General features: G+C 70.8%; 24 protein-coding genes and 1 tRNA gene. 22 read left to right on the forward strand and 3 right to left on the reverse strand.

What is annotated here, in order from left to right; genetic code table 11:
• Window positions 1–15: 15 nt before the first annotated feature.
• The 21 genes from OG447_RS10415 (at window position 16) to OG447_RS10515 (ending at window position 17,188) form a co-directional block, all read left to right on the forward strand.
• Window positions 16–528, forward strand: a complete 513-nt coding sequence (locus OG447_RS10415; RefSeq protein ID WP_323181825.1) for a MogA/MoaB family molybdenum cofactor biosynthesis protein — start codon at window positions 16–18, stop codon at window positions 526–528.
• Window positions 525–1,154: a GNAT family N-acetyltransferase gene (locus OG447_RS10420; protein ID WP_266938824.1), complete on the forward strand. Its 630-nt coding sequence runs from the start codon at window positions 525–527 to the stop codon at window positions 1,152–1,154. Before OG447_RS10415 ends, OG447_RS10420 begins: the two co-directional genes overlap by 4 nt.
• A gap of 157 nt (window positions 1,155–1,311) precedes the next feature.
• Window positions 1,312–2,346, forward strand: a complete 1,035-nt coding sequence (locus tag OG447_RS10425) for a hypothetical protein (protein WP_266936199.1) — start codon at window positions 1,312–1,314, stop codon at window positions 2,344–2,346.
• Window positions 2,347–2,425: 79 nt separating this feature from the next.
• Window positions 2,426–2,499 (forward strand) — tRNA-Ala (locus OG447_RS10430).
• 112 nt (window positions 2,500–2,611) lie between these two features.
• The gene (locus OG447_RS10435; RefSeq protein WP_266936200.1) at window positions 2,612–2,734 is read left to right on the forward strand and encodes a hypothetical protein; all 123 of its coding nucleotides are present in this window, start codon (window positions 2,612–2,614) and stop codon (window positions 2,732–2,734) included.
• 900 nt (window positions 2,735–3,634) lie between these two features.
• Complete coding sequence (locus tag OG447_RS10440; RefSeq protein ID WP_266936201.1) at window positions 3,635–3,796, forward strand: hypothetical protein; 162 nt, start codon at window positions 3,635–3,637, stop codon at window positions 3,794–3,796.
• A gap of 61 nt (window positions 3,797–3,857) precedes the next feature.
• On the forward strand, window positions 3,858–4,967 hold the full coding sequence (locus OG447_RS10445) for a PqqD family protein (RefSeq protein ID WP_266936202.1): 1,110 nt from the start codon (window positions 3,858–3,860) through the stop codon (window positions 4,965–4,967).
• A 24-nt stretch (window positions 4,968–4,991) separates the two neighbouring features.
• Window positions 4,992–6,356, forward strand: coding sequence for a TldD/PmbA family protein (locus OG447_RS10450; RefSeq protein WP_266936203.1), 1,365 nt, complete (start codon window positions 4,992–4,994; stop codon window positions 6,354–6,356).
• Window positions 6,353–7,705: a metallopeptidase TldD-related protein gene (locus tag OG447_RS10455; RefSeq protein WP_266936204.1), complete on the forward strand. Its 1,353-nt coding sequence runs from the start codon at window positions 6,353–6,355 to the stop codon at window positions 7,703–7,705. The genes OG447_RS10450 and OG447_RS10455 overlap by 4 nt, the downstream gene beginning before the upstream one ends.
• Complete coding sequence (locus OG447_RS10460; protein WP_266936205.1) at window positions 7,702–8,649, forward strand: ABC transporter ATP-binding protein; 948 nt, start codon at window positions 7,702–7,704, stop codon at window positions 8,647–8,649. The genes OG447_RS10455 and OG447_RS10460 overlap by 4 nt, the downstream gene beginning before the upstream one ends.
• Window positions 8,646–9,449 carry an ABC transporter permease gene (locus OG447_RS10465; RefSeq protein ID WP_266936206.1) on the forward strand — a complete coding sequence of 268 codons (804 nt, stop codon included), beginning with the start codon at window positions 8,646–8,648 and terminating at the stop codon, window positions 9,447–9,449. The genes OG447_RS10460 and OG447_RS10465 overlap by 4 nt, the downstream gene beginning before the upstream one ends.
• A 5-nt stretch (window positions 9,450–9,454) precedes the next feature.
• A complete protein-coding gene (locus OG447_RS10470) occupies window positions 9,455–10,249 on the forward strand; it encodes an ABC transporter permease (protein ID WP_266936207.1) in 795 nt (264 codons plus the stop codon).
• A gap of 20 nt (window positions 10,250–10,269) precedes the next feature.
• Window positions 10,270–11,550: a hypothetical protein gene (locus OG447_RS10475; protein WP_266936208.1), complete on the forward strand. Its 1,281-nt coding sequence runs from the start codon at window positions 10,270–10,272 to the stop codon at window positions 11,548–11,550.
• Between the two features lie 49 nt (window positions 11,551–11,599).
• On the forward strand, window positions 11,600–12,544 hold the full coding sequence (locus tag OG447_RS10480) for a nucleoside-diphosphate kinase (RefSeq protein WP_266936209.1): 945 nt from the start codon (window positions 11,600–11,602) through the stop codon (window positions 12,542–12,544).
• Complete coding sequence (locus OG447_RS10485; RefSeq protein ID WP_266936210.1) at window positions 12,541–12,765, forward strand: bacterioferritin-associated ferredoxin; 225 nt, start codon at window positions 12,541–12,543, stop codon at window positions 12,763–12,765. The genes OG447_RS10480 and OG447_RS10485 overlap by 4 nt, the downstream gene beginning before the upstream one ends.
• A complete protein-coding gene (locus OG447_RS10490; RefSeq protein ID WP_266936211.1) occupies window positions 12,752–13,729 on the forward strand; it encodes an acetylxylan esterase in 978 nt (325 codons plus the stop codon). The genes OG447_RS10485 and OG447_RS10490 overlap by 14 nt, the downstream gene beginning before the upstream one ends.
• On the forward strand, window positions 13,726–14,700 hold the full coding sequence (locus OG447_RS10495; protein WP_266936212.1) for a nucleoside-diphosphate kinase: 975 nt from the start codon (window positions 13,726–13,728) through the stop codon (window positions 14,698–14,700). The genes OG447_RS10490 and OG447_RS10495 overlap by 4 nt, the downstream gene beginning before the upstream one ends.
• Window positions 14,697–15,353 (forward strand): MOSC domain-containing protein, encoded by a 657-nt coding sequence (locus tag OG447_RS10500; protein ID WP_266936213.1) that lies wholly within the window; start codon window positions 14,697–14,699, stop codon window positions 15,351–15,353. Before OG447_RS10495 ends, OG447_RS10500 begins: the two co-directional genes overlap by 4 nt.
• Window positions 15,350–16,012: a hypothetical protein gene (locus OG447_RS10505; protein ID WP_266936214.1), complete on the forward strand. Its 663-nt coding sequence runs from the start codon at window positions 15,350–15,352 to the stop codon at window positions 16,010–16,012. Before OG447_RS10500 ends, OG447_RS10505 begins: the two co-directional genes overlap by 4 nt.
• Entirely contained in the window at window positions 16,009–16,722 is a 714-nt protein-coding gene (locus OG447_RS10510) for an HAD family phosphatase (protein ID WP_266936215.1), read from the forward strand. The genes OG447_RS10505 and OG447_RS10510 overlap by 4 nt, the downstream gene beginning before the upstream one ends.
• Entirely contained in the window at window positions 16,706–17,188 is a 483-nt protein-coding gene (locus OG447_RS10515; RefSeq protein ID WP_266936216.1) for an adenylate cyclase, read from the forward strand. The genes OG447_RS10510 and OG447_RS10515 overlap by 17 nt, the downstream gene beginning before the upstream one ends.
• A gap of 83 nt (window positions 17,189–17,271) precedes the next feature.
• Here OG447_RS10515 and OG447_RS10520 read toward each other — a convergent pair whose 3' ends face one another.
• The 3 genes from OG447_RS10520 to OG447_RS10530 are packed head-to-tail and all read right to left on the reverse strand — an operon-like array spanning window position 17,272 to window position 19,479.
• On the reverse strand, window positions 17,272–17,766 hold the full coding sequence (locus OG447_RS10520; protein ID WP_266936217.1) for a hypothetical protein: 495 nt from the start codon (window positions 17,764–17,766) through the stop codon (window positions 17,272–17,274).
• Window positions 17,767–17,773: 7 nt separating this feature from the next.
• Window positions 17,774–18,913, reverse strand: coding sequence for a hypothetical protein (locus tag OG447_RS10525; protein ID WP_266936218.1), 1,140 nt, complete (start codon window positions 18,911–18,913; stop codon window positions 17,774–17,776).
• Complete coding sequence (locus OG447_RS10530) at window positions 18,913–19,479, reverse strand: hypothetical protein (RefSeq protein ID WP_266936219.1); 567 nt, start codon at window positions 19,477–19,479, stop codon at window positions 18,913–18,915. The genes OG447_RS10525 and OG447_RS10530 overlap by 1 nt, the downstream gene beginning before the upstream one ends.
• A gap of 88 nt (window positions 19,480–19,567) precedes the next feature.
• Here OG447_RS10530 and OG447_RS10535 point away from each other — a divergent pair, with 88 nt between their 5' ends.
• The gene (locus tag OG447_RS10535) at window positions 19,568–20,911 is read left to right on the forward strand and encodes a CoA transferase (RefSeq protein WP_266936220.1); all 1,344 of its coding nucleotides are present in this window, start codon (window positions 19,568–19,570) and stop codon (window positions 20,909–20,911) included.
• Window positions 20,912–20,966 lie beyond the last annotated feature (55 nt).

A 20,966-nucleotide genomic window follows, 5' to 3' on the forward strand; every position in this document is an offset into this window, starting at 1 on the left:
GCCGCATCGGCTCCCGTGCTGCGGGCCCTGGTGGTCACGGCCTCGAACAGGGCCTCGCAGGGCGTGTACGCCGACAAGGGCGGCCCGCTGCTGGCCGAGGCGCTGGAGAAACTCGGGTTCGGCGTGGACGGCCCGCTGGTCGTACCGGACGGCGATCCCGTCGGGCAGGCGCTGCGCGAGGGAGTGGCGGCCGGGTACGACGTCATCCTGACCACCGGCGGCACCGGCATCTCGCCCACGGACCGCACCCCGGACGCCACCGCGAAGGTGCTGGACTACGAGATCCCGGGCATCCCGCAGGCCATCCGCGCCGAAGGCCTGGCGAAGGTGCCGACCGCGGCCCTGTCGCGGGGCCTGGCGGGCGTGGCCGGGCACACCCTGATCGTCAACCTGCCGGGCTCCACGGGCGGGGTCCGCGACGGCCTCGCGGTCCTCTCCCGGCTGCTCCTGCACGCAGTGGACCAGATCCGGGGCGGCGACCACCCCCGGCCCGGCGATGCCCCGCGTCCTTCCGGGAGCGCGAGCTGAACGGCCCATCCTGGCCGGCCGTCCTGACGGACGGCGCCGTCACGCTCCGGCCGATAAAGCTGCGGGACCAGCGCGCCTGGCGCGAGGTCAACCGGCGCAATCGCGACTGGCTGCGGCCGTGGGAGGCCACGATCCCGCCGCCCGCGCCGTGGGGGCCAGTGATCCACCGGCCGACGTACCGCCAGATGGTCCGCCACCTGCGGGCGGAGGCGAACGCGGGCCGGATGCTGCCCTTCGTCATCGAGTACGAGGGCCGGCTGGTCGGCCAGCTGACGGTCGCCGGGATCACCTGGGGCTCGATGTGCGCGGGCCACATCGGCTACTGGGTGGACCGCGACGTCGCGGGCCGCGGCGTGATGCCGACGGCGGTCGCCCTCGCCGTGGACCACTGCTTCGGGAAGGTCGGGCTGCACCGGATCGAGGTGTGCATCCGGCCGGAGAACGGACCGAGCCGACGGGTGGTGGAGAAGCTCGGCCTGCGCGAGGAGGGGATGCGGCCGCGCTACCTGCACATCGACGGGGCCTGGCGGGACCACCTCGTGTACGCGGTCACGGTGGAGGAGGTGCCGGAGGGGCTGCTGCGCCGGTGGCACCGTACGCGGCACCCGGAGATCCCGCCGAAATGAAAAGCGAATACCAGTTCGAATTTGCGCCCGGGCGAGCCGAGTCGCCCATAACCTGATCCGAAGAATCACAAAAAAAGTCCGTGATATCAGCGAGATCGTGCGACACACCGGCCCAATTGGCCGATCCCCCCGGCCGCGCCCCTCTACGGTGTGAGGTGTGAGCAGCAGCGGCCTCATCTACGCAGTCATTGTCGGGGCCTGGGCCGCCTACTTGGTGCCCATGTGGCTCCGGAGGCAGGACGAGCTGAACGAGGCTCGTCCGACGGAACGCTTCTCCACTGCCATTCGGCTGCTTTCCGGCCGGGCGGGAATGGAGCGCCGTTACGCCAAGGGGCTGCGTGAGCGCGGTGCCGAGGAAGCGGATCCCCAGCCCCACGCGGACCCGGACGCGGTCACGGAAACGGTTGATTCCGTGGACGCCGACGCCCGGGCCTTTGTCGTGCCCCCGACCCGGACGGAGCAGCCGAGACCGGCCGCCCAGGGCCGGGAGCAGCGGGCCGAGCGGGCCCGGCGCGAGCAGCGCCTCCAGGTCCTCGCCCGCCGCCGGCGCACCACCGCGCTCCTCTTCCTGGTCTTCACCCTCGGCGCGGTCGTCGCGGCCGTCGGCGGACTCGGCTACCTGTGGGCCCCGGCCGTACCGGCCCTACTGCTGAGCAGCTACATCGTGCACCTGCGGGTCCAGGAGCGACGGCGCTACGAGTTCACCATGGACCGGCGCCGCGCCGAGGCGGCCGCACGGCAGTTGCGCGAGAACCGCTCGCGCCGCCGCGAGCCCGAGGCCGCGGCGGGAAACGAACCGGACCCGGCGCCACCGGTCTCCCCGCAGGAGGCCGGCCGCCGGGCGCTGGTCGAGCAGACGGACCACGCCGAGTGGGTGGACCAGCAGCGCGAGCGCGAACGCGGCCCCGCCCGCGGTGACAGCTGGGAGCCGGTCCCGGTCCCGCTGCCGACGTACGTGACGGCCCCGGTGGCCCCCCGCGCCACCGGCCCCGCGGCCCCGGACGCCTGGAGCTCGACCCGCTCCAGCACCGCCGAGCCCACCGAACCCCGCCTGCGCGCCCAGCCGCACGTCCCCGCGCCGGAGGCGAAGCCCCAGCCGACGACGCCGCGCCCCCGGGGCCGCGAGCGGGGCCGTACGCCACTGTTCGACCAGTACGAGAGCGACGACCGCCCGCGCGCCGCGAACGAATGATCGGGTGACCTGCGCGGACGCTCCCCGATATCGGTTTTGGAGCACCCGCGCGGGGATGCTAATGTTTCACACGTCGCAAGGGCCTGTGGCGCAGTCTGGTAGCGCACCTCGTTCGCATCGAGGGGGTCTGGGGTTCAAATCCCCACAGGTCCACAGACGACAGTTCACGGGTTGCTCCCGAGAACGTCACGAGATCCCGTCCGGTCGAACAGACCGGGCGGGATCTTGGCGTTTCCGGGGTGTGTTCGAGGTTCCCGCGAGCTCCGTGATCGCATCGACAGGATCCCCGTTGGCCGTGGTGACGGTGGTCTGGGAGGACGTGCCGGTCCTGACGGAACTTGTCGAGCTGCCGAGGTCACCGGGCCGGACCGTGATCGTCGGCTTCTGACGGAACCCAGCGGGTCAGGGGCACTCGTGAACGCCCCACAGGCGACAGTTCACGGGTTGCTCCCGACAGCGTCACGAGATCCCGTCCGGTCGAACAGACCGGGCGGGATCTTGGCCTTGTCGGGGTCTGTTCGAGGTGATGTCCGAACGCGGGCAGGGCCTCGGGTGGTTGTCCGATGGCCGACTCCGCCGCGGTGCAGGGCTGATGCACGTTCACCTCGGCATGCGTCCCGCACCCGCGACAGCCACATCCTGATGCACCCGTCACGACGGCGTCGATGCCCCCCCGCTGCGCGAGAGCGTGAACGTATCGATGACCTCGTCCCGCAACCACGTGTTCCCGGCCGGCCGGGCGGTCCCGGGGCGCGCCCTCACGAGGGATATCCGTGCACCAGGCAGGCGACCTCCTGTTTTGGGTCGATATCGCCGCGAGGTGGCCAGGTTGGAGCAAGTTGTCTATTTATCCTTTGATTTGCGGGTGGTGCGCATTGCGAAGGCGGCCAGGTTCGAAATGCGCCTCATGAAGCCCTCAGGAAATCTGTTGACCGAGCTGATCATCGCGACTATGCTCCAGATGATCTTCACGGGGGAGACGATGCGGGCCAATGGGTTCCGCATTGGAAATGGGGGAGTGGCGGAGTCCGCGGCTGAGGCAGTCGATGGACCGCATCTAGTTCTTTGGTCTGGCCGCATTCTTATGCGATCGCGTACCGCGCGATAAATTTGGTGTGCCCGCCAGTCATTTCTCTTCTTCTCTTTCGCGTGTGGTCGCTGTATCCATCGAGCTTCGGGATCGTTCTGTGCGCTGACGCGTGCGGAATGTGACCGATGGGAGTCCTGCACGTCGCAGGCTCCTTTGAGCGCCCAGTCGGGCGACTACGTGTACGGGGAGGTGAAGAACATGGAGAACCTTGACGTCATCGAGATCGAGGACGACATCGTCGAGTTCGAGTCCGCTGAGGACAATGCGGCGAACGTTGCCAACATCGGCAACATTGGCAACATCGGAAATATCGGCAACATCGGCAACATCGGAAATATCGGCAACATCGGCAACATCTGATGAAGCTCGCTGGCGGGGGCCTTTCCGGCCCCCGCCACATTACGGGGAGGGTCTGCCGGACGTGGCGCGCTCGATCATAGAAGAAAAGATGGAAGCGGCGCGCAAGCTCGCCCGCGTGCTTTCCGATAGCAATGACGGGTCGATCGACTCGATATACATCGCCGGAAGTCTGACGGCTGGGCTCGGTAACCCCACCAGCGACGCCGATCTGTTTGTCCTCTACGCCAAAGAAGCGGCGATGGGCGATGATGTATCGCAGTACAACGTTGACGGACACCGGGTCGACGTGGAGCGATACACCCTCGCGTTCGTCGAGGAGGCCGTCGGCGCGATCACGTCGTTCCGGCTTCAGCGGGACAACCTGACGGACCTGCACAAACTCCCGTCCAAGCTGGATTTCGTCTGCCGTCTGTACACGTCGGAGACCTTGCTCTCGTCTCCCGCGCTCGAAGGCTTCAAGCAGCGCATCGTCGCGTGCATCGGCGACATTCGTCAGGTCGCGGTCAACTACTCGGCGATTGCCATCAACGGGCACCTTGAGGACTTCCTCGGCGCCTCCGTCGACGGTGACCTCGAAACGGCCGCGCTCGTCGGGCAGGATCTCACCGCTTACGCCGGCAAGGCCGTCGCGGCGGCCTCGGGCGACCTGTACTACAGCAAGAAGTGGGTCTACAAGCAGCTCGCGCGCAACCCCGTCGAGGGTTTCCCGACCGACACGTTCACGGATTTCCAGCGTGGCACCTGGACCGGTCGGGGCCCCGAGGCCGCCGAGGAGCTGATCTTCTTCGTCCAGACCTGCATAGCCGTGAGCCAGCTCCTCAGCCGCCAGGGCGTCCCGCTGGACGTCTGGCCGGCCTGGACCGCGCCGTCAGTGCCCGCCGCCGACGGTCTGTGGCGCAACCCCTCGTACAACGTCCTCGGCCAGAGCGACGGCATCCTGCTCCACTGGGAGCTGCGCCGGCAGCTGATGCTGCGCGACCCCGCCGCGTTCGTGTGGGCCCTGTGCGACGGCCGTGGGACGCAGGCCGTGGTCGAGGCCGTGGCGCGACTCGCCGAGCACGTTCCCGCGCTGAAGACGATGACCGCCGAGCGTGTCGAGAAGCTGCTCCAGTCGCTGCGTGAGCGCGACTTGGTGCGGGCAGAACCGTTCTCCGCTCTCAGCGCGATCTGATCGGTCCGGGGGATGGGAAGCGTGATGAGCGAGGGAACTGCGGACGGCGGCGGCGCCGAACGGCTCCTGGAGCTGGCGCAGTGGGCGGTGGAGTGTCTGCAGGGCTCGGCGGACTACGTACAGGTCTACGCCGAGAGCACTGTCGAGGTGCGCGTCGAGTGCCTGGACGGCGACGTGCTCGCCACCTGCGTCGAGCCCCGTGAGGGGCTCGGCTGCATGGTCCGCAAGGACGACCGCTGGCGTCACCGCGCCTTCTCCGTGACGGAACTCGGTTCGCTGCCCTCATGGTTGGGGACCGCGCCGCAGGACGGCCCCGACGGCATCGGCGTTCGGTGGCCGGAGCGCGAGGACGTGGACTTCACGCCCGTGGCGGCGCGGGACTGGCTCGTCCAGGACGCCCGGACACCCCACTCCCTGCGCACGACGGAGGACTTCACCGCGCGCACCGTCGCCGTGGCCGACACCGAGGGCGTGCGGGCGGCCTCCGTCTCCCGCCTGGTGCGCCGCCGCCTCGAAGCCACCGTCACGACCGACGGCGGACACTACCGGGGCCTCAACCGGTGGCTGGAACGCGGCCCGACGGCAGGCCGTGGTGCGGGCAGTGACGCGACGCTCCCCCGGGAGGTGGCGCGCGAGGCGCTGGGTCACGCACGCGACTCCGCGCTCGCCGCCCTGCGGGGGAACCGCCGCACCCCCGTGGTCTTCGGTCCCACCGCAGCAGTCGGCTTCCTGCACGAGCTCGTCGGGCACGCTCTGGAGGGCGACAACTTCGCCATGCGCAGCGACTACATCGCCGCACTGCGCAAGCCGGGCGCCGTCCCCGCCGTGCTCTCGCTGTACGACGACGCGACCCTCGCCGACGGCTACGGCTCGTACGCCATCGACGACGAGGGCAACACCGGCCGCACCACCGTCCTGGTGGCCAACGGGGAGATCGGCTCGCCGCTCACCTCCGTACGTGCCGCACAGCGCCACGGCTACACGCCCACCGCGAACGGCCGCCGCCGGGACTACCGCGAGCTGCCGCTGCCCCGGGCCAGCAACACCGTGGTCCGGCCCGGGTCCGAGGACCCGGCCGCTCTGCTCGAAGCCGGATCCGAGGGCGTGCTCCACGTCGGCTGCCTGGGCGCCGGAATGATCAACCTCGCGACCGGCGAGTTCTCGTTCGCGGCTCTCAACTGCAGCTACATCACACCCGACGGCCACCGCGTCCCCGTCCGTGACGTCAGCATCTTCGGCGACGCTCTGGACGTCCTGGGCCGCATCGAAGCCATCGGTTCGGACTTCGGCGGCGACAGCATCACGTGTGGAAAGCAGGGCCAGATGATCGGGATCGGTCTCTTCTCGCCTTCGATGCGCTACTCCGCACTGGATTGGAGTGCCGCATGAGGGTGCTGGAGAACAAAACCGCTCAGGGTCTGGCCACGGCGGCCGCCGTCGAGGACGCCCTGCACGCGGGCGAGCACGCGGCCACCCACCTCGAACGGACCGCCCGGCGCCGGCTCACGGCGGACCAGGACGGCCGCAAGCGGCTCTTCGTCGACGAAGGGGAGTTCGGCGGCTTCGTACGCCTCGGCCGGGACGGCCGGGAGCTGTACCTCAATGCCAAGGAGCTGAACGCGCAAGGCGCGGCCGGACTCCTCGGGAGCGGCCGCCGGTTCTTCCATCTCGGCAGCGCCGCCCCCGCGGCAGCACACGGCGTGGCCCACCACCGCGAACGATCCGCCGACGGCGGCTGGGAGACCACTGCCGAGCGCCTCGACATGGGCGCCGCGGCCGCCGGCGCGGCCGCGCTGTCCGACGCCCTCGCCGCCCGGCTGCACGGCGGGCAGGGCGTCGGCAGCCTGCAGATCTCCGACGTGCTGCGCGAGTCGGTGTTCGCGGACAGGTCGGGGACCCGGCTCTGGGACCGCTGCTACGGGGTCGAGCTCACTGCCGTCGCCACGAGTGCCGACGGCACCCGAGCCGTCTCCGCCTCCCGGTACGCCACCGGGCTCGACGGGATCGACCCGGCGTGCCTGGGCCGCGAACTGAGCCTGATGGAAGCCGGCATGGCCCCCGGGGAGCAGCGCTTCGAGGGCTCCCGCGTCGTCTTCGCCCCCAGCGCGGCCGCCCAGCTGCTGCGGGCCCTGACGCAGACGGTCCTGTTCAACCCGATCACGAGCCCCGTCGCACTGGCCGCCGCGCTCGTGGACGAGGGGCCCCGTCCGGACGCGTACGGCGCCCGCTCCTTCGACTGCGAGGGTTCACCGACCGGCCGTACGGAGCTCATCGGGGTCGACGGCGTGCAGCGCGCCGTCGCCACCCGCAAGGCGCACGTCGGCGGTGCGCCGGACGAGGCCGGCGGGAGCGGGCGGCTGACCGGGCACGCTTGGTGGAACCCGCTGAAGAACTTCCCGCAGCCGACGGCGAGCAACATCCGGCTGACCCCGACCGGCGCCGGGTCCGACCTCCTGGCCGGCGAGCGCTGCGTGGTCGTGGACGCCCGGACCCTGGGCGTCGAGGAGTTCCGTTCCGGTGGCCAACTGGCCTTCCGGTTGCTGGCCGCCCGTGCGGTGGACGGCGTCCCCCAGGGTTCCCTCCGTCCCATGTCCGTCGAGGGCGGGGCCATCGACTTCCTCGCCTCCGTCACGGCCGTCGGCGACCACGTCTCGTACTTCCCCGGCCCGATCCCGGCCGGAGGCGGCTACATGGAGATGGACCTCACACGGGTCACCTCGAAAGAGAGAGAGCGATGAACACGACCGGAACGGGCCTCGAAGCCCGCGGACTCGTCCGCGAATTCACGGCCAAGGACGGCACCGTGCGGCGGGCCGTCGACGACGTCGCCCTGACCGTCCGGCCCGGCGAGCTCGTCTCCGTGCTCGGTCCCAACGGCGCGGGCAAGACCACGACCGTCAAGATGCTCACCGGTCTCCTGCTCCCGACGTCCGGCACCGTGCTGATCGACGGCCACGACGTCGTGCGTTCGCGCCGCCGCGCCTCGCTGGCCTGTGGATTCAGCCTGGGCGGAGACACGGGTCTGTACCCGCGTCTGACCGCCCGGCAGAACCTGGAGTTCTTCGGGCTCATGTACGGCATGCGCGGCGCGCGGCTGGAGTCCCGGAGCCGGGAGCTGCTGGAGGAGGTCGGCCTCGTCGACCGCGCCGGTGACCTCGTCGGCTCGTTCTCGCGGGGCATGAAGCAGCGGCTGCACTTGGCGCGCGCCCTGCTCCACGACCCGGCCGTGCTCATCCTCGACGAGCCGTCCGCCGGCCTCGACCCGCAGTCCGCCGCCGCCATGCGCGCCCTGGTGGCCCGGCTGGCGGGGGAGGGCCGCAGCATCCTGCTGACCACCCACGACATGCGCGAGGCCGAGGAGCTCAGCAAGCGGATCGTGCTGATGAAGGGCGGCCGCGTCCACACCGAGTCCACGGCCGCAGAGCTCCGGCTGACCGCCGCCGAGCGGCTCGGCCACGTGGTGAACGCGGTCTTCGCGGCCGCCGAGGCCCCCGAGGGGATCAAACACTGCCCCGGGCTGACCCACCTGGAGCTCGACGGTGCGACGGTCACCCTGCGGGTCTCCGACGGGGCCGCCGCCGTCCAGTGGCTGCTCGCCACCTTCCCGGGTGCGACGAGCAGCGTCGCGGTCACCCCGCCCACCCTCGAAGAGGTCTTCCTCGACATGGTGGCGGCGAAATGACTGCCGTGACAACGAAGCCCGCACGCTACGACGCCGGCCGGACGGGCTGGTTCCTGCCCACCTTCGTACGGGCCCTGACCGATCAGCTGCGCATGCACGCCTCCAGCCCCATGGCCGTCTTCTCCACCCTGGCGATGCCGTGCGTGTTCGCGTTCGTCGTGCACGCCAACGCCAGCGGCGGCGGCGCCGCGCGCGAGACCACCGGTGACATGGCCGTCGGCTCCGCGGGAATCGGCATGCTCGACTCGATCATCGTGCTCGTCGTCGTCAGCCTGATGGGCGAGAAGCAGTGGAAGACGCTGTACGCGGCGCTGGGCAGCCCCGGCGGACTCGTCCCGGTGGTGCTCGGCCGACTGACCGGCACCGCCGTGCAGTCGCTGACCGCCCTGCCCGGCACGCTGGTCATCCTGGTCCTGCTGTTCGGCCTCGGCGACGGCTTCGACTGGACACGCTGGCTGATCGGCGGCGTGTTGCTCGCCTTCTCGACCGCGTCCGTGGTGGGTCTGCTCGGCTTCGCCGTGCTCCGCTATCCGTACTCGGCTGGCATGACCAACGGCCTGACGGGCCTGGTCATGGCCCTCAGCGCGCTCATCGTTCCGCAGTCCGCCCTGCCGGGCCCGGTCCAGAAGCTCGCGTTCGTCATCCCGCAGTCCCACGTCATGGCATGGGTGCGCGGCGGCGGTACTGGTGAGCTGCTCGCGGCGCTCGCGCTGACCGGCGTCTTCTGCGGGCTCGTCGTCCTCGCTGTCCGGCGGCTGGAGCTCATCGCCCGCCGGCAGGCCCTGCCCCTGGAGGCCTGACCCTCATGGAAACCCGCATCGAGGAACGCCCGGGCAGCGCGGCGAGTGCCGCCCTGCGCGGGGCGGCGCTCTCGTACCGAGCCCTGTTCACCTGGCTGAACCCGCTCGGCTACCTGAGCTCCCGCATCGTCCGGCCGATCGGCATGGCCATCGCCTTCATCTCCCTGTCCACGTACTACGGGGCCAACGCCGGGCGCATGCTCGTGGCCTCCAGCCTGCTGGCCGGCGCCGGCGCCGTCGTCTACGGCATGGCGCTGTCGATCGGCAACGAGCGCTCGTTCGGCACCCTGGGGATCTGGCTCGCCGCACCCCAGAACAAGCTGGCCTCGGTCTGCCAGCGGGCCCTGCCGCACATCGTGGACGGGTTCGTCGGCGGTCTGTGCACCTACCTGGTGTGCTGCCTGCTCTACACCACGCTGCCGATGGGGTTGCCGGAGTTCGCCGGCCTGCTGGCCGTCGGCGTGCTGACCACCGCCGGGTTCGGCCTGTCGCTGTCGGCTCTCGCGCTGGTCGTCGAGGACCTGTTCGTCGGGCCGAACATGGCGGAACTGGTCCTCATGGTCCTGTCGGGAACCCTCGTTCCACAGGACCGGCTGCCGGGATTCCTGGTGCCGGTGAGTGAGGCCATGCCGCTCACCCACGTGATGGACGCGGTCGAGCGGAGTCTCGCCGGGCGTCCGCACGGGTCGGCCCTCCTGGTCGAACTCCTGGTCGGCGCCGCCTGGTTCGTGGTCAGCGTGCTCTTCCTGCACCTGGCGGTCCGCCGCGCGTCAGCCCGCGCCGAGCTCGGCCACGCTTAGAACACCCAAGAAAGAGAGAAATGAGCAACATGTCTACCTTCAGCCGTGAGGCCAACGCCTGGATCGACCCACGAGGAGCCTTCGGCGCCACGGCGAGCTGGCGTGACGGCTTGATCACCCGCGACAACCTCGCGGCCCGCCCGCTGGCGGCCGCCGAGTCCTACTTCACCCCCTCGCTGCCGGTCGAGGTGCACTGCCACGGGCTGGGCGACGTCGACTTCTCGAACTTCGCGGAGATCGACCTCTTCGCGGTCGACAAGCACGCCGCCTCCGAGGGCCTGCTGTGCATCCCCACCCTCTACCTCCGCCAGGAGCGGCTCGACGGCTTCGTCGAATTCATGCGGGGCTTCGCCGCGCTGAAGGCCGACGGCCAGCTGCCGTTCGTCCCCGCCATCGCGTTGGAGGGGCCGCTCGTCGCCAGCTTCGGCGGCACCCCCGCCTCCTCCGTGTGGGCCCCCTCCAAGGAGGAGTGGGAGAAGCTCGCCGGCTGCGGCCCGCTGGGCCTCGTCTACATCATGATCTCGCCGGACGCGCTCCAGTCCAGCTCCTACCTCGCGGCCCAGTTCACCCCGGACCACCCGTCGCTGGAGTGGATCGTCACGCGCCTGGTCGAGAACGGGGTCCGCCCGGCGCTCGGCCACTTCGCCAAGGAGAACCCGCAGATCGGGGCGGACTGCATCGAGGAGGTGCTCGCGACGGCCGAGGCCGCCGACTGCCCGCACTCCGGTGTCCGCGTGGTCACCGACCACCTCTTCAACGAGATGCCGCTGCTGATCAAGCACGCCTTCCGCACCTCCAGGGCCCGTGCCAACCGGGACGCGCTGCTCGCGAGCTACGACCTGCCGTCCTGGAACCTGAAGGACCTGCACGAGCAGGTCGGACCCGTCCCGGCAGCCATCATGCGCGGCGCCCACCAGGGCCGCATCGCCGCCTGCCTCAACTTCGACGGCGAGCACGTCGACTTCGCCATCGCCAAGCGCGCCATCGAGATCGTCGGCCCGCAGAACATGATGCTGATGACCGACCGCAGCGACACCGCGCGGCTGGCCGGCCAGAACCTCCACCAGGAGGCGGGCAGCGACCTCTGGTACCAGGAGCAGGGCGTGGTCGCGGCGGGCACCCAGCCGATCGACCAGCAGATCGCCAACGTACGAGCGCTCGGGATCTCCGAGACCGACATCTGGCACCTCGTGTCCTTCACGGCGTACCGCACCTTCTTCCCCGAGATCGACCTCGGGGCGGAGCAGTTCCGGCTGGGGTGCCAGGTGGACGCCGAGCGGCAGCGCATCGCGCTGCTCTGAACCTCGCGAGATCCGTCGAGGCAGTGAAAGCACAGCAAGGAGAGCAGCGATGGGGACGACGGGGAACCCCGACGAGCGCGCGCACGACATACCGCCGCAGCTTCTGGCGGCCGTAACCCGCTCGCCGGTCAAGGCACGGCTGTTCGGCGCGGACACCTACCTGCGGGAAGCCGCCTGGACCTTCGGCGAGCACCTGGACGCCCTACAGGGCATCACCCTGTGTGTCCTCAAGCCGGAGGCCGCCGTGGGCCGCCGCTACGGAACGGCCCTGGAAGCGCTGCAGGAGCACGGCTTCCGTCCGGTCGACGTCCTGCGGTTGCGCCACAGCCGACTGACGATCCGCGAAACGTGGCGCTTCCAGCTGAACTTCGCCGACCGTGAGCGGATCGCCACCATGGACCTGTGCCTGCAGTCCCTGGACAGCGTCCTGCTCGTACTCCAGGACGAACGCCACCGGCCCGGCGACGTTCCGGCATCCGTCCGGCTCGCCGCGCTCAAGGGCCCGGCCACCGCCGAGCTGCGCCGGCCCGAGCACCTGCGCGAGCGGCTCGGGGCACTCAACGGCCTGTTCAACTTCGTGCACACGGCAGACGAGCCCATCGACGTCCTGCGTGACCTCGGACTCCTGCTGGAACAGCCGCAACGCGAACGGGTGCGCGGGCGCCTCCTCGCACGCCACGACGCGCGCGAAGAGGCCCGTCGGATCTGCGACGCGATCGAACGCGAGACGGAACCGCACGATCTCGACCCGGAACAGAGCTGGCTGCGACTCGCGAAGTCCGTCGCCCCCGCCGGTGAGGCGGCGCGCGCGAGGGCGGCGGGGCGCACCGTCACGCCCGCCGAACTGCTGCGTGCCGCACAGCACCCCGACGCGGACCCCGGCGACCTGTGGGACCTGCTGTCCATCCTCACAGCCACCGTGCGGTTCAACACCCCGGACATCGAGCGCATCTTCCCCAACGTCCTGCTCGGCGCCTGGCAGGAGGAGCAGTGAGCCCTACCATCTGCATCTGCAACCGCGTCACCGAAGACGAGATCGTCGGCTGGATCCGGCGCGGCTTCACCACCGTGGACGACATCGGCGAGCAGTGCGGCGCCGGGCAGGGCTGCGGCGGCTGCCGGGACGAGCTCATCGAGCTCATCGAGTTCATCGACGATTTCGCCGACGAGGCAGCCGCCCCGTCGGCGCAGGCGGTGACCGATGCACGGAGCTGAAGAGCAGCCCGCGGCGTTCTGGCGGACCGCCCTGGAGGAAGCCGAAGCCGTCCCGCTCGACCCGGCGACCGTCGAGGAGCCCACTGCGCTGCCCGGAACCGCGGTGTACGACTTCTCCTTCGCCGGCGCCCACGGCCACCGGATCCACGGCTGGCTGATGGTTCCGCGCGCCGGCGACGGCCCGCTCCCGTGCGTCGTCCAGTACCTCGGGTACGGCGAGGGCCGCGGCCATGCGCTGGACCGGCTGCTGTGGCCGGCCCTGGGATACGCCACGCTGGTCGTCGACACCCGCGGGCAGAGCGGCGCCGGCGGGCGACGGGGGGCGACACCGGACCCGGTCGGCCTCACCCACCCGCAGGTGCCCGGCTTCACCACCCGGGGCGTCCTGGACCCCCGGACCTACTACTACCGGGACGCCTACACCGACGCCGTACGGGCCGTGGCGGCGGCCGCTGCGCACCCCGCGGTCGACCCCGCCCGCGTCGCGACCGCCGGCTGCAGCCAGGGCGGGCAGCTGGCCCTGGCGGCGGCAGTGCTGAGCCCGCTGGTCGCCGCCGCACTCGTGGAGTCGCCGTTCCTGTCCGCCGTCACCGACCTGGCACGGCTGCCCGACCGGCAGCCGTACCGGGAGCTGCTGCGCTTCGCCGAGTCCTACCCGGACCTCGCGCCGCGCGCCCTGCGAAGCCTGCGCCTCTTCGACGTAGCCGAACTGGCCGTCCACGGGCGCTGCCCGGCACTGTTCTCCGTTGCCGGCCGGGACGGCCGGTGCGCGCCGGAGACCGGATACGCCGCGCATGCCCGCTACCCGGCCGAGAAACGCCTCCTCACCTGGCCAATGGCCGAACACGCCGCCCCCAACACACCGTTGCGGCTGGCCGAGGCGGAGTTCCTCGCGGACATCTTCACCAGGCAGCCGGCTCAGGCGGACACCCCCGCCTTCTGGCAGGAAGGACACGACACATGAGGCTCCTGGACTCCGACAGCCCACCGGTCGACCGGCTGACCGAGGTGAGCGCGGACATCCGCGAGGCCGTCACCTGGTCGGACGAGAAGGCCGACCTGTATGCGGTGGACCAGTACTTCCGCGAAGCATGCTGGACCTTCGGCGACATCGTCCCCCAGATGCTCGGCGTCGCGCTGTGCATGCTCAAGTCCGAGGCGACGGCCGGACGCAGGCTGCGGCCCGCGCTGCGCATCCTGCGGGAGGAGGGCTTCCAACCCGTCGACGCGGTGCGCTTCCGGCACGACCGGCTGACGATCCGCGAGGTCTGGCGCTATCAGTTCAACATCGCCTCCCGCGAGCGGATCGAGGCGATGGACGCCATCCTGCCCAGCACCGACACCGTTGCGCTGGTGCTCAGGGACGAGCGGTGGACGCCCGGCGCCCTGCCCGCAGCGGTGCGGCTCAACGCGCTCAAGGGGCCGGCGGACCCCGCGCTGCGCGGCCCGCAGCACCTGCGCCACCGGCTCGGCGTCGTCAACGGCCTGTTCAACTTCACGCACATCTCCGACGAACCGGCCGACGTGCTCCGCGAGCTTGCGGTGATCTGTGACGAGCCCCGACGCGAGCTCGTACGGCAGCGCATCCTCGAAGGGCACAACGCCCGCCCCGAGGTCCTCGCCGTCTTCCAAGACCTCGAACGCCGGCACCCCGAGCACGACTTCGACCTGGAGGCGAGCTGGCAGCGGCTCGCGGCCGTCCCCGGACCGCTGGGCGAGCCGGCCCGTCGCCGCGCGCAGGGCGAGGATCCGTCGCTCGACGGGATACTCGCGCTGACGCACACCACACCCGTGGACGATCCCCACCGCTGGGACCTGCTGACCGTGGTGACGCACCTCCTGACGGAGATGAACGTGCCCGGAGTGACTCCCACGGTCCCCAACGTCACGGAAGTTTGGCGCCCCGGAGGCCGGGCGGTCGGAGCCGCCTCGTGACGGCAGTGCTGTCGACCGTCAACCTCGGCGTCGAGAGCACCGGCCAGTGGACGGACGTCGGCCGCAGCGGAATCGACAAGCGCCCCGTCGCCCACAGGGTGACGGCTCGCACCTGGGGCCTGGAGGGCGACCTGATCGCCAACCCGAAGGTGCACGGCGGCCCGGACAAGGCCGTCTACGCCTTCGCCCGCGAGGACGCCGTCTTCTGGGAGCGGGAACTCGCGCGCGAGGTCGCTCCCGGCAACATCGGTGAGAACTTCTCCACCCTCGGCCTCGACATCACCGGCGCCGAGGTGGGGGAGCAATGGGCCATCGGCGAAGCCGTGTTCGAGGTGATCAGAGCCCGTAAGCCGTGCCGCGTCTTCGCCGGCTTCTGGGACGTGCCCGACCTGGTCAAGCGCTTCATCGCCCACGGGGCGCCCGGCGCGTACCTGCGCGTGCTGAAGGAGGGCACCGTCGGCGCAGGGGACCCGATCGAGATCATCAAGCGCCCCGGCCACGGCGTGACCATCGGCTTGATGCTGCGGGCCCTGACCACGGAGCGCCATCTGCTGCCGCGCTTCCTCGACGCCCCCGAGATGCTCCCCAAACACCACGAGAAGGCCCGCCGGTGGCTGGCCGCACAACAACAGACGGAGAATGCGACGCGATGACGACGACCGACACCCAACCGCTGATCGCCCCGGCCCGGCTGGCCGCACTGGACTGGAGCGACATGCCGGCCCTGCACGCCCCCATGGAGGAGCTGCTCGACGAGCTGGTGTCCCCGAAGTGGCTGAACGACGCCTTCGACCACGTGCTGCGCACTCCTGAGCTCCTCAACCAGTGCGAGCGGCTGCAGGAGCTCGACCGCGTCGTCCTGGTCAACGACAAGGCATCCGACGTCCGCATCCGGCTGCACGTCTTCACCGGCAGCGGCTTCGACCGCCCGCACAACCACCGGTGGAGCTTCGGCAGCCGCATCCTGCACGGCAGCTACCAGCACTACCTCTTCGGGGACTACGAGAACCTGGACACCGAAACGCGCATCGGCTCCCCGGCGCTGGTCCGCGAGGAGACCGCCGGGTCCGGCTACGTCATCCGGCACACCATGGTCCACACGGTCAGCTCGGCGCCCGACACCACCTCGCTGATCGTCCGCGGCCCCTCGGAGAAGGACGCCTTCGTGGTGATGAACCGCGACACGGGCGAGGCCTGGTGGCAGTACGGCCAGAAGGCGGAGAAGCCGGAGGACCAGGCCAAGCGTCGGCTGGGAGCGGAGAGGGTCGAGGAGATCCGTCAGCTCCTGATCAGCCAGGGCTGCATCCGTTGACCGGGAACGGGAGCGAGCCGGTCGAGCTCGTCATCTTCGACTGCGACGGCGTACTCGTCGACAGCGAGCCCATCGCCGTGCGGACCCATGTCGCTCTCGGCGCCGAGCTGGGCTGGCCGTTGACCGAAGCCGAGGTCATGGAGCGCTTCGTCGGCCGCTCCACCACCTCCATCGGCGAACTGATAGCCGATCGGGTCGGCCCTGATACCGCACGGATCTGGGACGAGCGCTTCCGCGAGATGCATGCACTGGCGGTGGACACCGGCTTGACGTCCGTCGACGGCATCGAGGAAGCCCTCGACGGCCTGGAGGCAATGGGCTTCGGGCCGCAGCAGTGGTGCATCGCCTCCAGCGGCAGCCACGAGAAGATGCGGCACACCCTGGGCCGGGTCGGACTGTACGACCGCTTCGAAGGCCGGATCTTCAGCGCCCACGAGGTCGAGCGTGGCAAGCCCGCCCCCGACCTCTTCCTGCACGCCGCCCGCTCCCTCGGAGTGGACCCGGCGCGCTGCGCGGTCGTCGAGGACAGCCGTTTCGGCATCCAGGCCGCCACGGCCGCCGGCATGCGCGGCTTCGGCTACGCAGGTGGCTTGACACCCGCCGAGTGGCTGACGGTCCCCGGGACGGTGGTCTTCACCGACATGCGGCAGCTGCCGGCCCTGCTCGCGGCGCACTGGGCGATCGGGGTCGGACATGCCTCTGGAAATTGAGCGCAAGTTCCTGCTGGACCGCTTCACACCGCCGCCCGCGGCGGTCGCGGAGCCCATCGAGCAGGGCTACATCGCGATCACTCCGGACGGTACCGAGGTCCGTCTGCGCAGCATTGCCGGCAAGTACGTCCTCGGCGTCAAGCGCGGCACCGGCTCGCTGTCGCGTATCGAGGTGGAATGTCCGCTGACGGAGTCGGAGTTCGACGAGCTGTGGCCGGCGACGGCCGGTGCCCGACTCGTGAAGACCCGCTACACCGTGCCGCTGGAAGGCACGACGGTGTACGTGGACGTCTACGCGGAGGGCTTGGCGGGTCTGCACACGGCCGAAGTCGAATTCGCCTCGGAGGCGGCGGCCGAGGACTTCACCCCGCCGCCCTGGTTCGGCTCGGAGGTCACCAGAGCCAAGCCCTACAAGAACCGCATCCTGGCGACCGAGGGCCTCCCGCGCTTTCCGGCCGGCCACTGACGCTTCAGGTCGGGGCGGTCGCGATGCCGGCTGCACCTGACGGCCGGGGCCGGGCCGCCCGGTGGGGCGGCCCGGATCCGGGGTCAGCCGTTCCGTTGGAGCTTCAGGCGGAAGTCCGGGCAGACGTCGGGGTCGGAGTTGTCGTAGACGAAGGTCCGCTCGGCGTCGACGCCGATGGAGAGCTTGTCCAGGGTGTCGCCCGGCAGGAACAGTTCCGGCTTCTCGAAGTGCAGGCGGAGCAGGGAGCGGCCGTTCGGGGACTGGCCGGACTCGACCTCCCAGGTGCCCGAGCCGGAGAATGCCTCGCCGAGCTTGGCGCGGTGGAAGCTGCCGGTGGGCCAGTTCTCCGCGCTGAGGGTGCCGCCGCGGTTCCCGCCGGGGTCGGCGGTGAGGGTGAGGCGGACGCCCTCGGCCTTGAGGGAACCCTCGTAGGTGCCGGTGAGCTGGGCGGGACCCGCCGTCGTCGACTCCTCCGGGACGCAGCGCTCGAAGGTGTCCGAGCCGCAGGCGGTGAGTGAGCCGACGAGGACGGCGAGGGCTGCCGCGGCGCGGCGGATGCGGTGGGATCGGTGGTGCACGGGACTACTACTTTCCGTCTGCCGGGATGCGCTCGGTCCAGGTGATCGTCTGCTCGACCGTGGAGAAGACGCCCTCCTCGCGGTTGAACTTCTTCAGCCAGTCGTAATAGCCGACGAAGTGGAGGAAGGACTCGTTGCTGGTCTTGTTCTCCAGGGAGTACTCGACCACGAGGGAGCCGTCCGGGTCCTGCCCCTTCACGTTGTAGCCGAGGGAGTAGGAGCCCATGAAGGCCTCGCCGAGGTGGTCCTCGTCATTGGTGACGATCGCGGGGATGTCGGTGAACAGCAGCTTCTCGAGCGCGCCGAGCTTCCCGTCCTTGGAGATGGAGTAGCTGACGGTGCCCTCCTGCTTCCCCTTGGCCTGCCACTCGGCGAGCGTGTCGGCGCGCAGTTGGTCCATGCTCACGCTGGACTTGATGAGCTCCGTCATCTTGTCGCCGTCGGCGTACTCACGCTTGCGCGGGCCGTCTCCGCTGACCCAGTCCCAGCCCAGCGAGTAGGCGCCTTCCTTCTGTGTGCCGGGGTACGGGTCCTTGCCCTGCATCGCGAGGTTGAAGGCGTTGTAGTCGTCGTGGGAGATCTTGTTCGTGGAGTCGATGTTGCTGTGCTGGGGGTTCGGGTTGAACCACTGGCCGAGCCCGACGTCCGACATCAGCGCGTACGCCAGGTTCCGGTCGGCGGCGATGCCGCGCTTCACGATGGCGTTGATCTCCTTCTGGGCCCCCTCGATCGTCTTCGCCTCCGGGGAGTCCTTCGCGATCACCTTGCACTGGCCGTCGAACACGGTGGTGGCCACGTCGCCGCCGGCCTGGATGAAGACCCCCTGCGCCTGGATCCGCTTGACGGCTTCCTGGAGTTCCTTCTTCACCGTCTTGAAGTCGCCCAGGGCGTCTTCAAGGACACCGACCGCCGCCTTGGCGACCTTGGTGGCCGACTCGATCTGCCGCTCGATGTCGTCGATCATCCGCCAGGCGTACGGGGCCGCCGCGCCCTCCCAGTAGCCCTTGTCCCGCAGCGGCGTGAGCATCTCGTCGTGGACGCGCTTCGGGAGCTTGGTGAGGGCCTCGTGCGTGGTGCGCCACTGGGTGACGAGCTTCTCCAGCGGCCCGAGGTCGGTTTCCAGGATCTCCTGGTAGAAGGTCGTCATCAGAGCCCCTCCAGCAGCGAGCGGCGCTTCACGCCGTTGAACGACTGCTCGATCTCGGCATTGGTCTTGTTGTAGTCCCGGGCTCCGGCGCGCAGGCTCTCGGCGATGTGCGCCAGCCAGCCCGCGACGGTTCCGGCCTGCCGCTCCCACTGCGTGTGCGCCGTACGGATGCTCTTGGCCGACTCCCAGCCCACCATCGCGGCGACCGCCGCCTGGGCGGGCTCCTCCAGCGCGGCCGCCGGCTTGGTGAAGGCGGTGTGGATCTCGTCCGCCTGGCCCGCCGCCTTGTTGAGGATCGCGGGCTCGATCCTGAGCCGGTCCTGGGACGGGCCGCCGGGTGCGGGTGCGAAGGGCGAGCCGAGCGACGGGGGTTTCTGGAGGAAGGGCGACGAGGGCTGCTGGAAGAGGGGCGGGCCGGGCTGCGGCAGGAGCGGCGTCAGCGGGTCCCGGTAGCTGTCCGCGGGAGGGGCCTTGGTGACGCCGCCCATCCACTCGGAGTTGTGCCGTTTGAGCTCATCCGGCGTCAACGGCAACTGGGCCGGTTCGGGCAGTTTGTCGTCGGCCATGCGTGGATCCCCCTGTGCGCGAACGCGAATACGAACACATTTGCGTCCGTACTTTAGTCGAGTGGTCCGGAGGACCGAGAATGGGTCCATGGCGATCAGCGGTGCGAGCGATCAGGCGACGGCGCAGGCGTGGGCGGCCCTCGGTGGGGCGGCCGAGGCGGTCGGGCGAGTGCGGTACGGCGGGGCCGGCGGGCTCGGCGAAGGGCCCCTTCCTGTACGGGAATTGGCGCGGGCGACGGTGGGTGCGTGCGCCCTGGCGGCGGCGGAGCTGGGCGCGGTGCGGGCCGGGGGAGACGTGGACGGCGTAGGCCCGCTCGCGGTGGACGAAGGGGCCGTGGCCACCGCGTTCGTGAGCGAGCGTCACCTGCGCGTGCAGGGGCGTGCACCGGTGAACTTCGCGCCGCTGTCCGGGTTCTGGCGGACTGCGGACGGATGGGTGCGGACGCACGCCAACTATCCGCACCACGAGGCGGCGCTCGTGCGCGCGCTGGGGCTGGGCTCGGCGACCCCGGAGGGCCTGCGGGAGGCGGTGGCCCGGTGGTCGGCCGTGGAGGTGCAGGAGCGGGCGTACGGGGAGGGCGGGCTGGCCGTCGCGGTGGCGGGGGAGTACGGGGAGCCGCAGCCGCTGGTGGAGGCCGTACGGGACTCCGGCGGGCCGGGCCGGGCGCTCGGGCCGGCTCCAGAGGGGCGGCCCGCGGCCGGGGTGCGGGTACTGGACCTGACCCGGGTCATCGCCGGACCCGTGGCCACGCGGACCCTCGGGCTGCTCGGGGCGGACGTGCTGCGGATCGATGCGCCCGGGCTGGCGGAGGCGGACGACGCGTACGCGGACACCGGCTTCGGGAAGCGGTCGGCGCTGCTGGACCTGGGCGGCGCGGAGGACCGGGCGGTGTTCGAGGGGCTGCTGGCGGAGGCCGACGTGGTGGTCACGGGGTACCGGCCGGGCGCGCTGGAGCGGTACGGGCTCGGGGCGCGGGACCTGCTGCGGCGCAGGCCCGGGCTGGTGGTGGCGGAGCTGTGCGCGTGGGGGTGGCAGGGGCCCTGGGCGCACCGGCGGGGGTTCGACTCGCTGGTGCAGGCGGGCTACGGGATCTCCGCGCGCTGTGCGGGCGCGGACGGCGTCCCGGGGGTGCTGCCGGCGCAGGCGCTCGACCACGGCACCGGGTACCTGGTGGCGGCCGGTGTGCTGCGGGCCCTGGCGGACGGGGGCGGGTACGCGCTGCGGTGCTCCCTGGCGGGGACGGCGTCGTGGCTGGTACGGGAGGTTCCGGCGGCGGGCCCGTCCGCCGGGCCGGGGTACTCGGCGCAGCCGTGGCTCCGGGACACGGACTCGGGGTACGGGGCGCTCCGGTACGCCGTGAGCCCCTTCGGTGACTGGGCGGCGGGTCCGTCACGGTGGGGCACGGATCGGGCCGGCTGGCTCCCGCGGTAGGCCCCTGCGGGCCCGCTGCCGGGGCTCCGCCGCAGGGGCTCCGCCCTCGGATCCT

The sequence above is a fragment of the Streptomyces sp. NBC_01408 genome (assembly GCF_026340255.1).
GTDB lineage: Bacteria > Actinomycetota > Actinomycetes > Streptomycetales > Streptomycetaceae > Streptomyces.

Excerpts from the sequence above, each read along its gene's own strand:
- OG447_RS10515 (WP_266936216.1), top strand. The coding sequence starts at position 16,706 with ATGCCTCTGGAAATTGAGCGCAAGTTCCTGCTGGACCGCTTCACACCG.
- OG447_RS10470 (WP_266936207.1), top strand. The coding sequence starts at position 9,455 with ATGGAAACCCGCATCGAGGAACGCCCGGGCAGCGCGGCGAGTGCCGCC.
- OG447_RS10460 (WP_266936205.1), top strand. The coding sequence starts at position 7,702 with ATGAACACGACCGGAACGGGCCTCGAAGCCCGCGGACTCGTCCGCGAA.
- OG447_RS10505 (WP_266936214.1), top strand. The coding sequence starts at position 15,350 with ATGACGACGACCGACACCCAACCGCTGATCGCCCCGGCCCGGCTGGCC.
- OG447_RS10535 (WP_266936220.1), top strand. The coding sequence starts at position 19,568 with ATGGCGATCAGCGGTGCGAGCGATCAGGCGACGGCGCAGGCGTGGGCG.
- OG447_RS10530 (WP_266936219.1), bottom strand. The coding sequence starts at position 19,479 with ATGGCCGACGACAAACTGCCCGAACCGGCCCAGTTGCCGTTGACGCCG.
- OG447_RS10455 (WP_266936204.1), top strand. The coding sequence starts at position 6,353 with ATGAGGGTGCTGGAGAACAAAACCGCTCAGGGTCTGGCCACGGCGGCC.
- OG447_RS10465 (WP_266936206.1), top strand. The coding sequence starts at position 8,646 with ATGACTGCCGTGACAACGAAGCCCGCACGCTACGACGCCGGCCGGACG.
- OG447_RS10480 (WP_266936209.1), top strand. The coding sequence starts at position 11,600 with ATGGGGACGACGGGGAACCCCGACGAGCGCGCGCACGACATACCGCCG.
- OG447_RS10450 (WP_266936203.1), top strand. The coding sequence starts at position 4,992 with ATGAGCGAGGGAACTGCGGACGGCGGCGGCGCCGAACGGCTCCTGGAG.
- OG447_RS10525 (WP_266936218.1), bottom strand. The coding sequence starts at position 18,913 with ATGACGACCTTCTACCAGGAGATCCTGGAAACCGACCTCGGGCCGCTG.
- OG447_RS10490 (WP_266936211.1), top strand. The coding sequence starts at position 12,752 with ATGCACGGAGCTGAAGAGCAGCCCGCGGCGTTCTGGCGGACCGCCCTG.
- OG447_RS10440 (WP_266936201.1), top strand. The coding sequence starts at position 3,635 with ATGGAGAACCTTGACGTCATCGAGATCGAGGACGACATCGTCGAGTTC.
- OG447_RS10475 (WP_266936208.1), top strand. The coding sequence starts at position 10,270 with ATGAGCAACATGTCTACCTTCAGCCGTGAGGCCAACGCCTGGATCGAC.
- OG447_RS10495 (WP_266936212.1), top strand. The coding sequence starts at position 13,726 with ATGAGGCTCCTGGACTCCGACAGCCCACCGGTCGACCGGCTGACCGAG.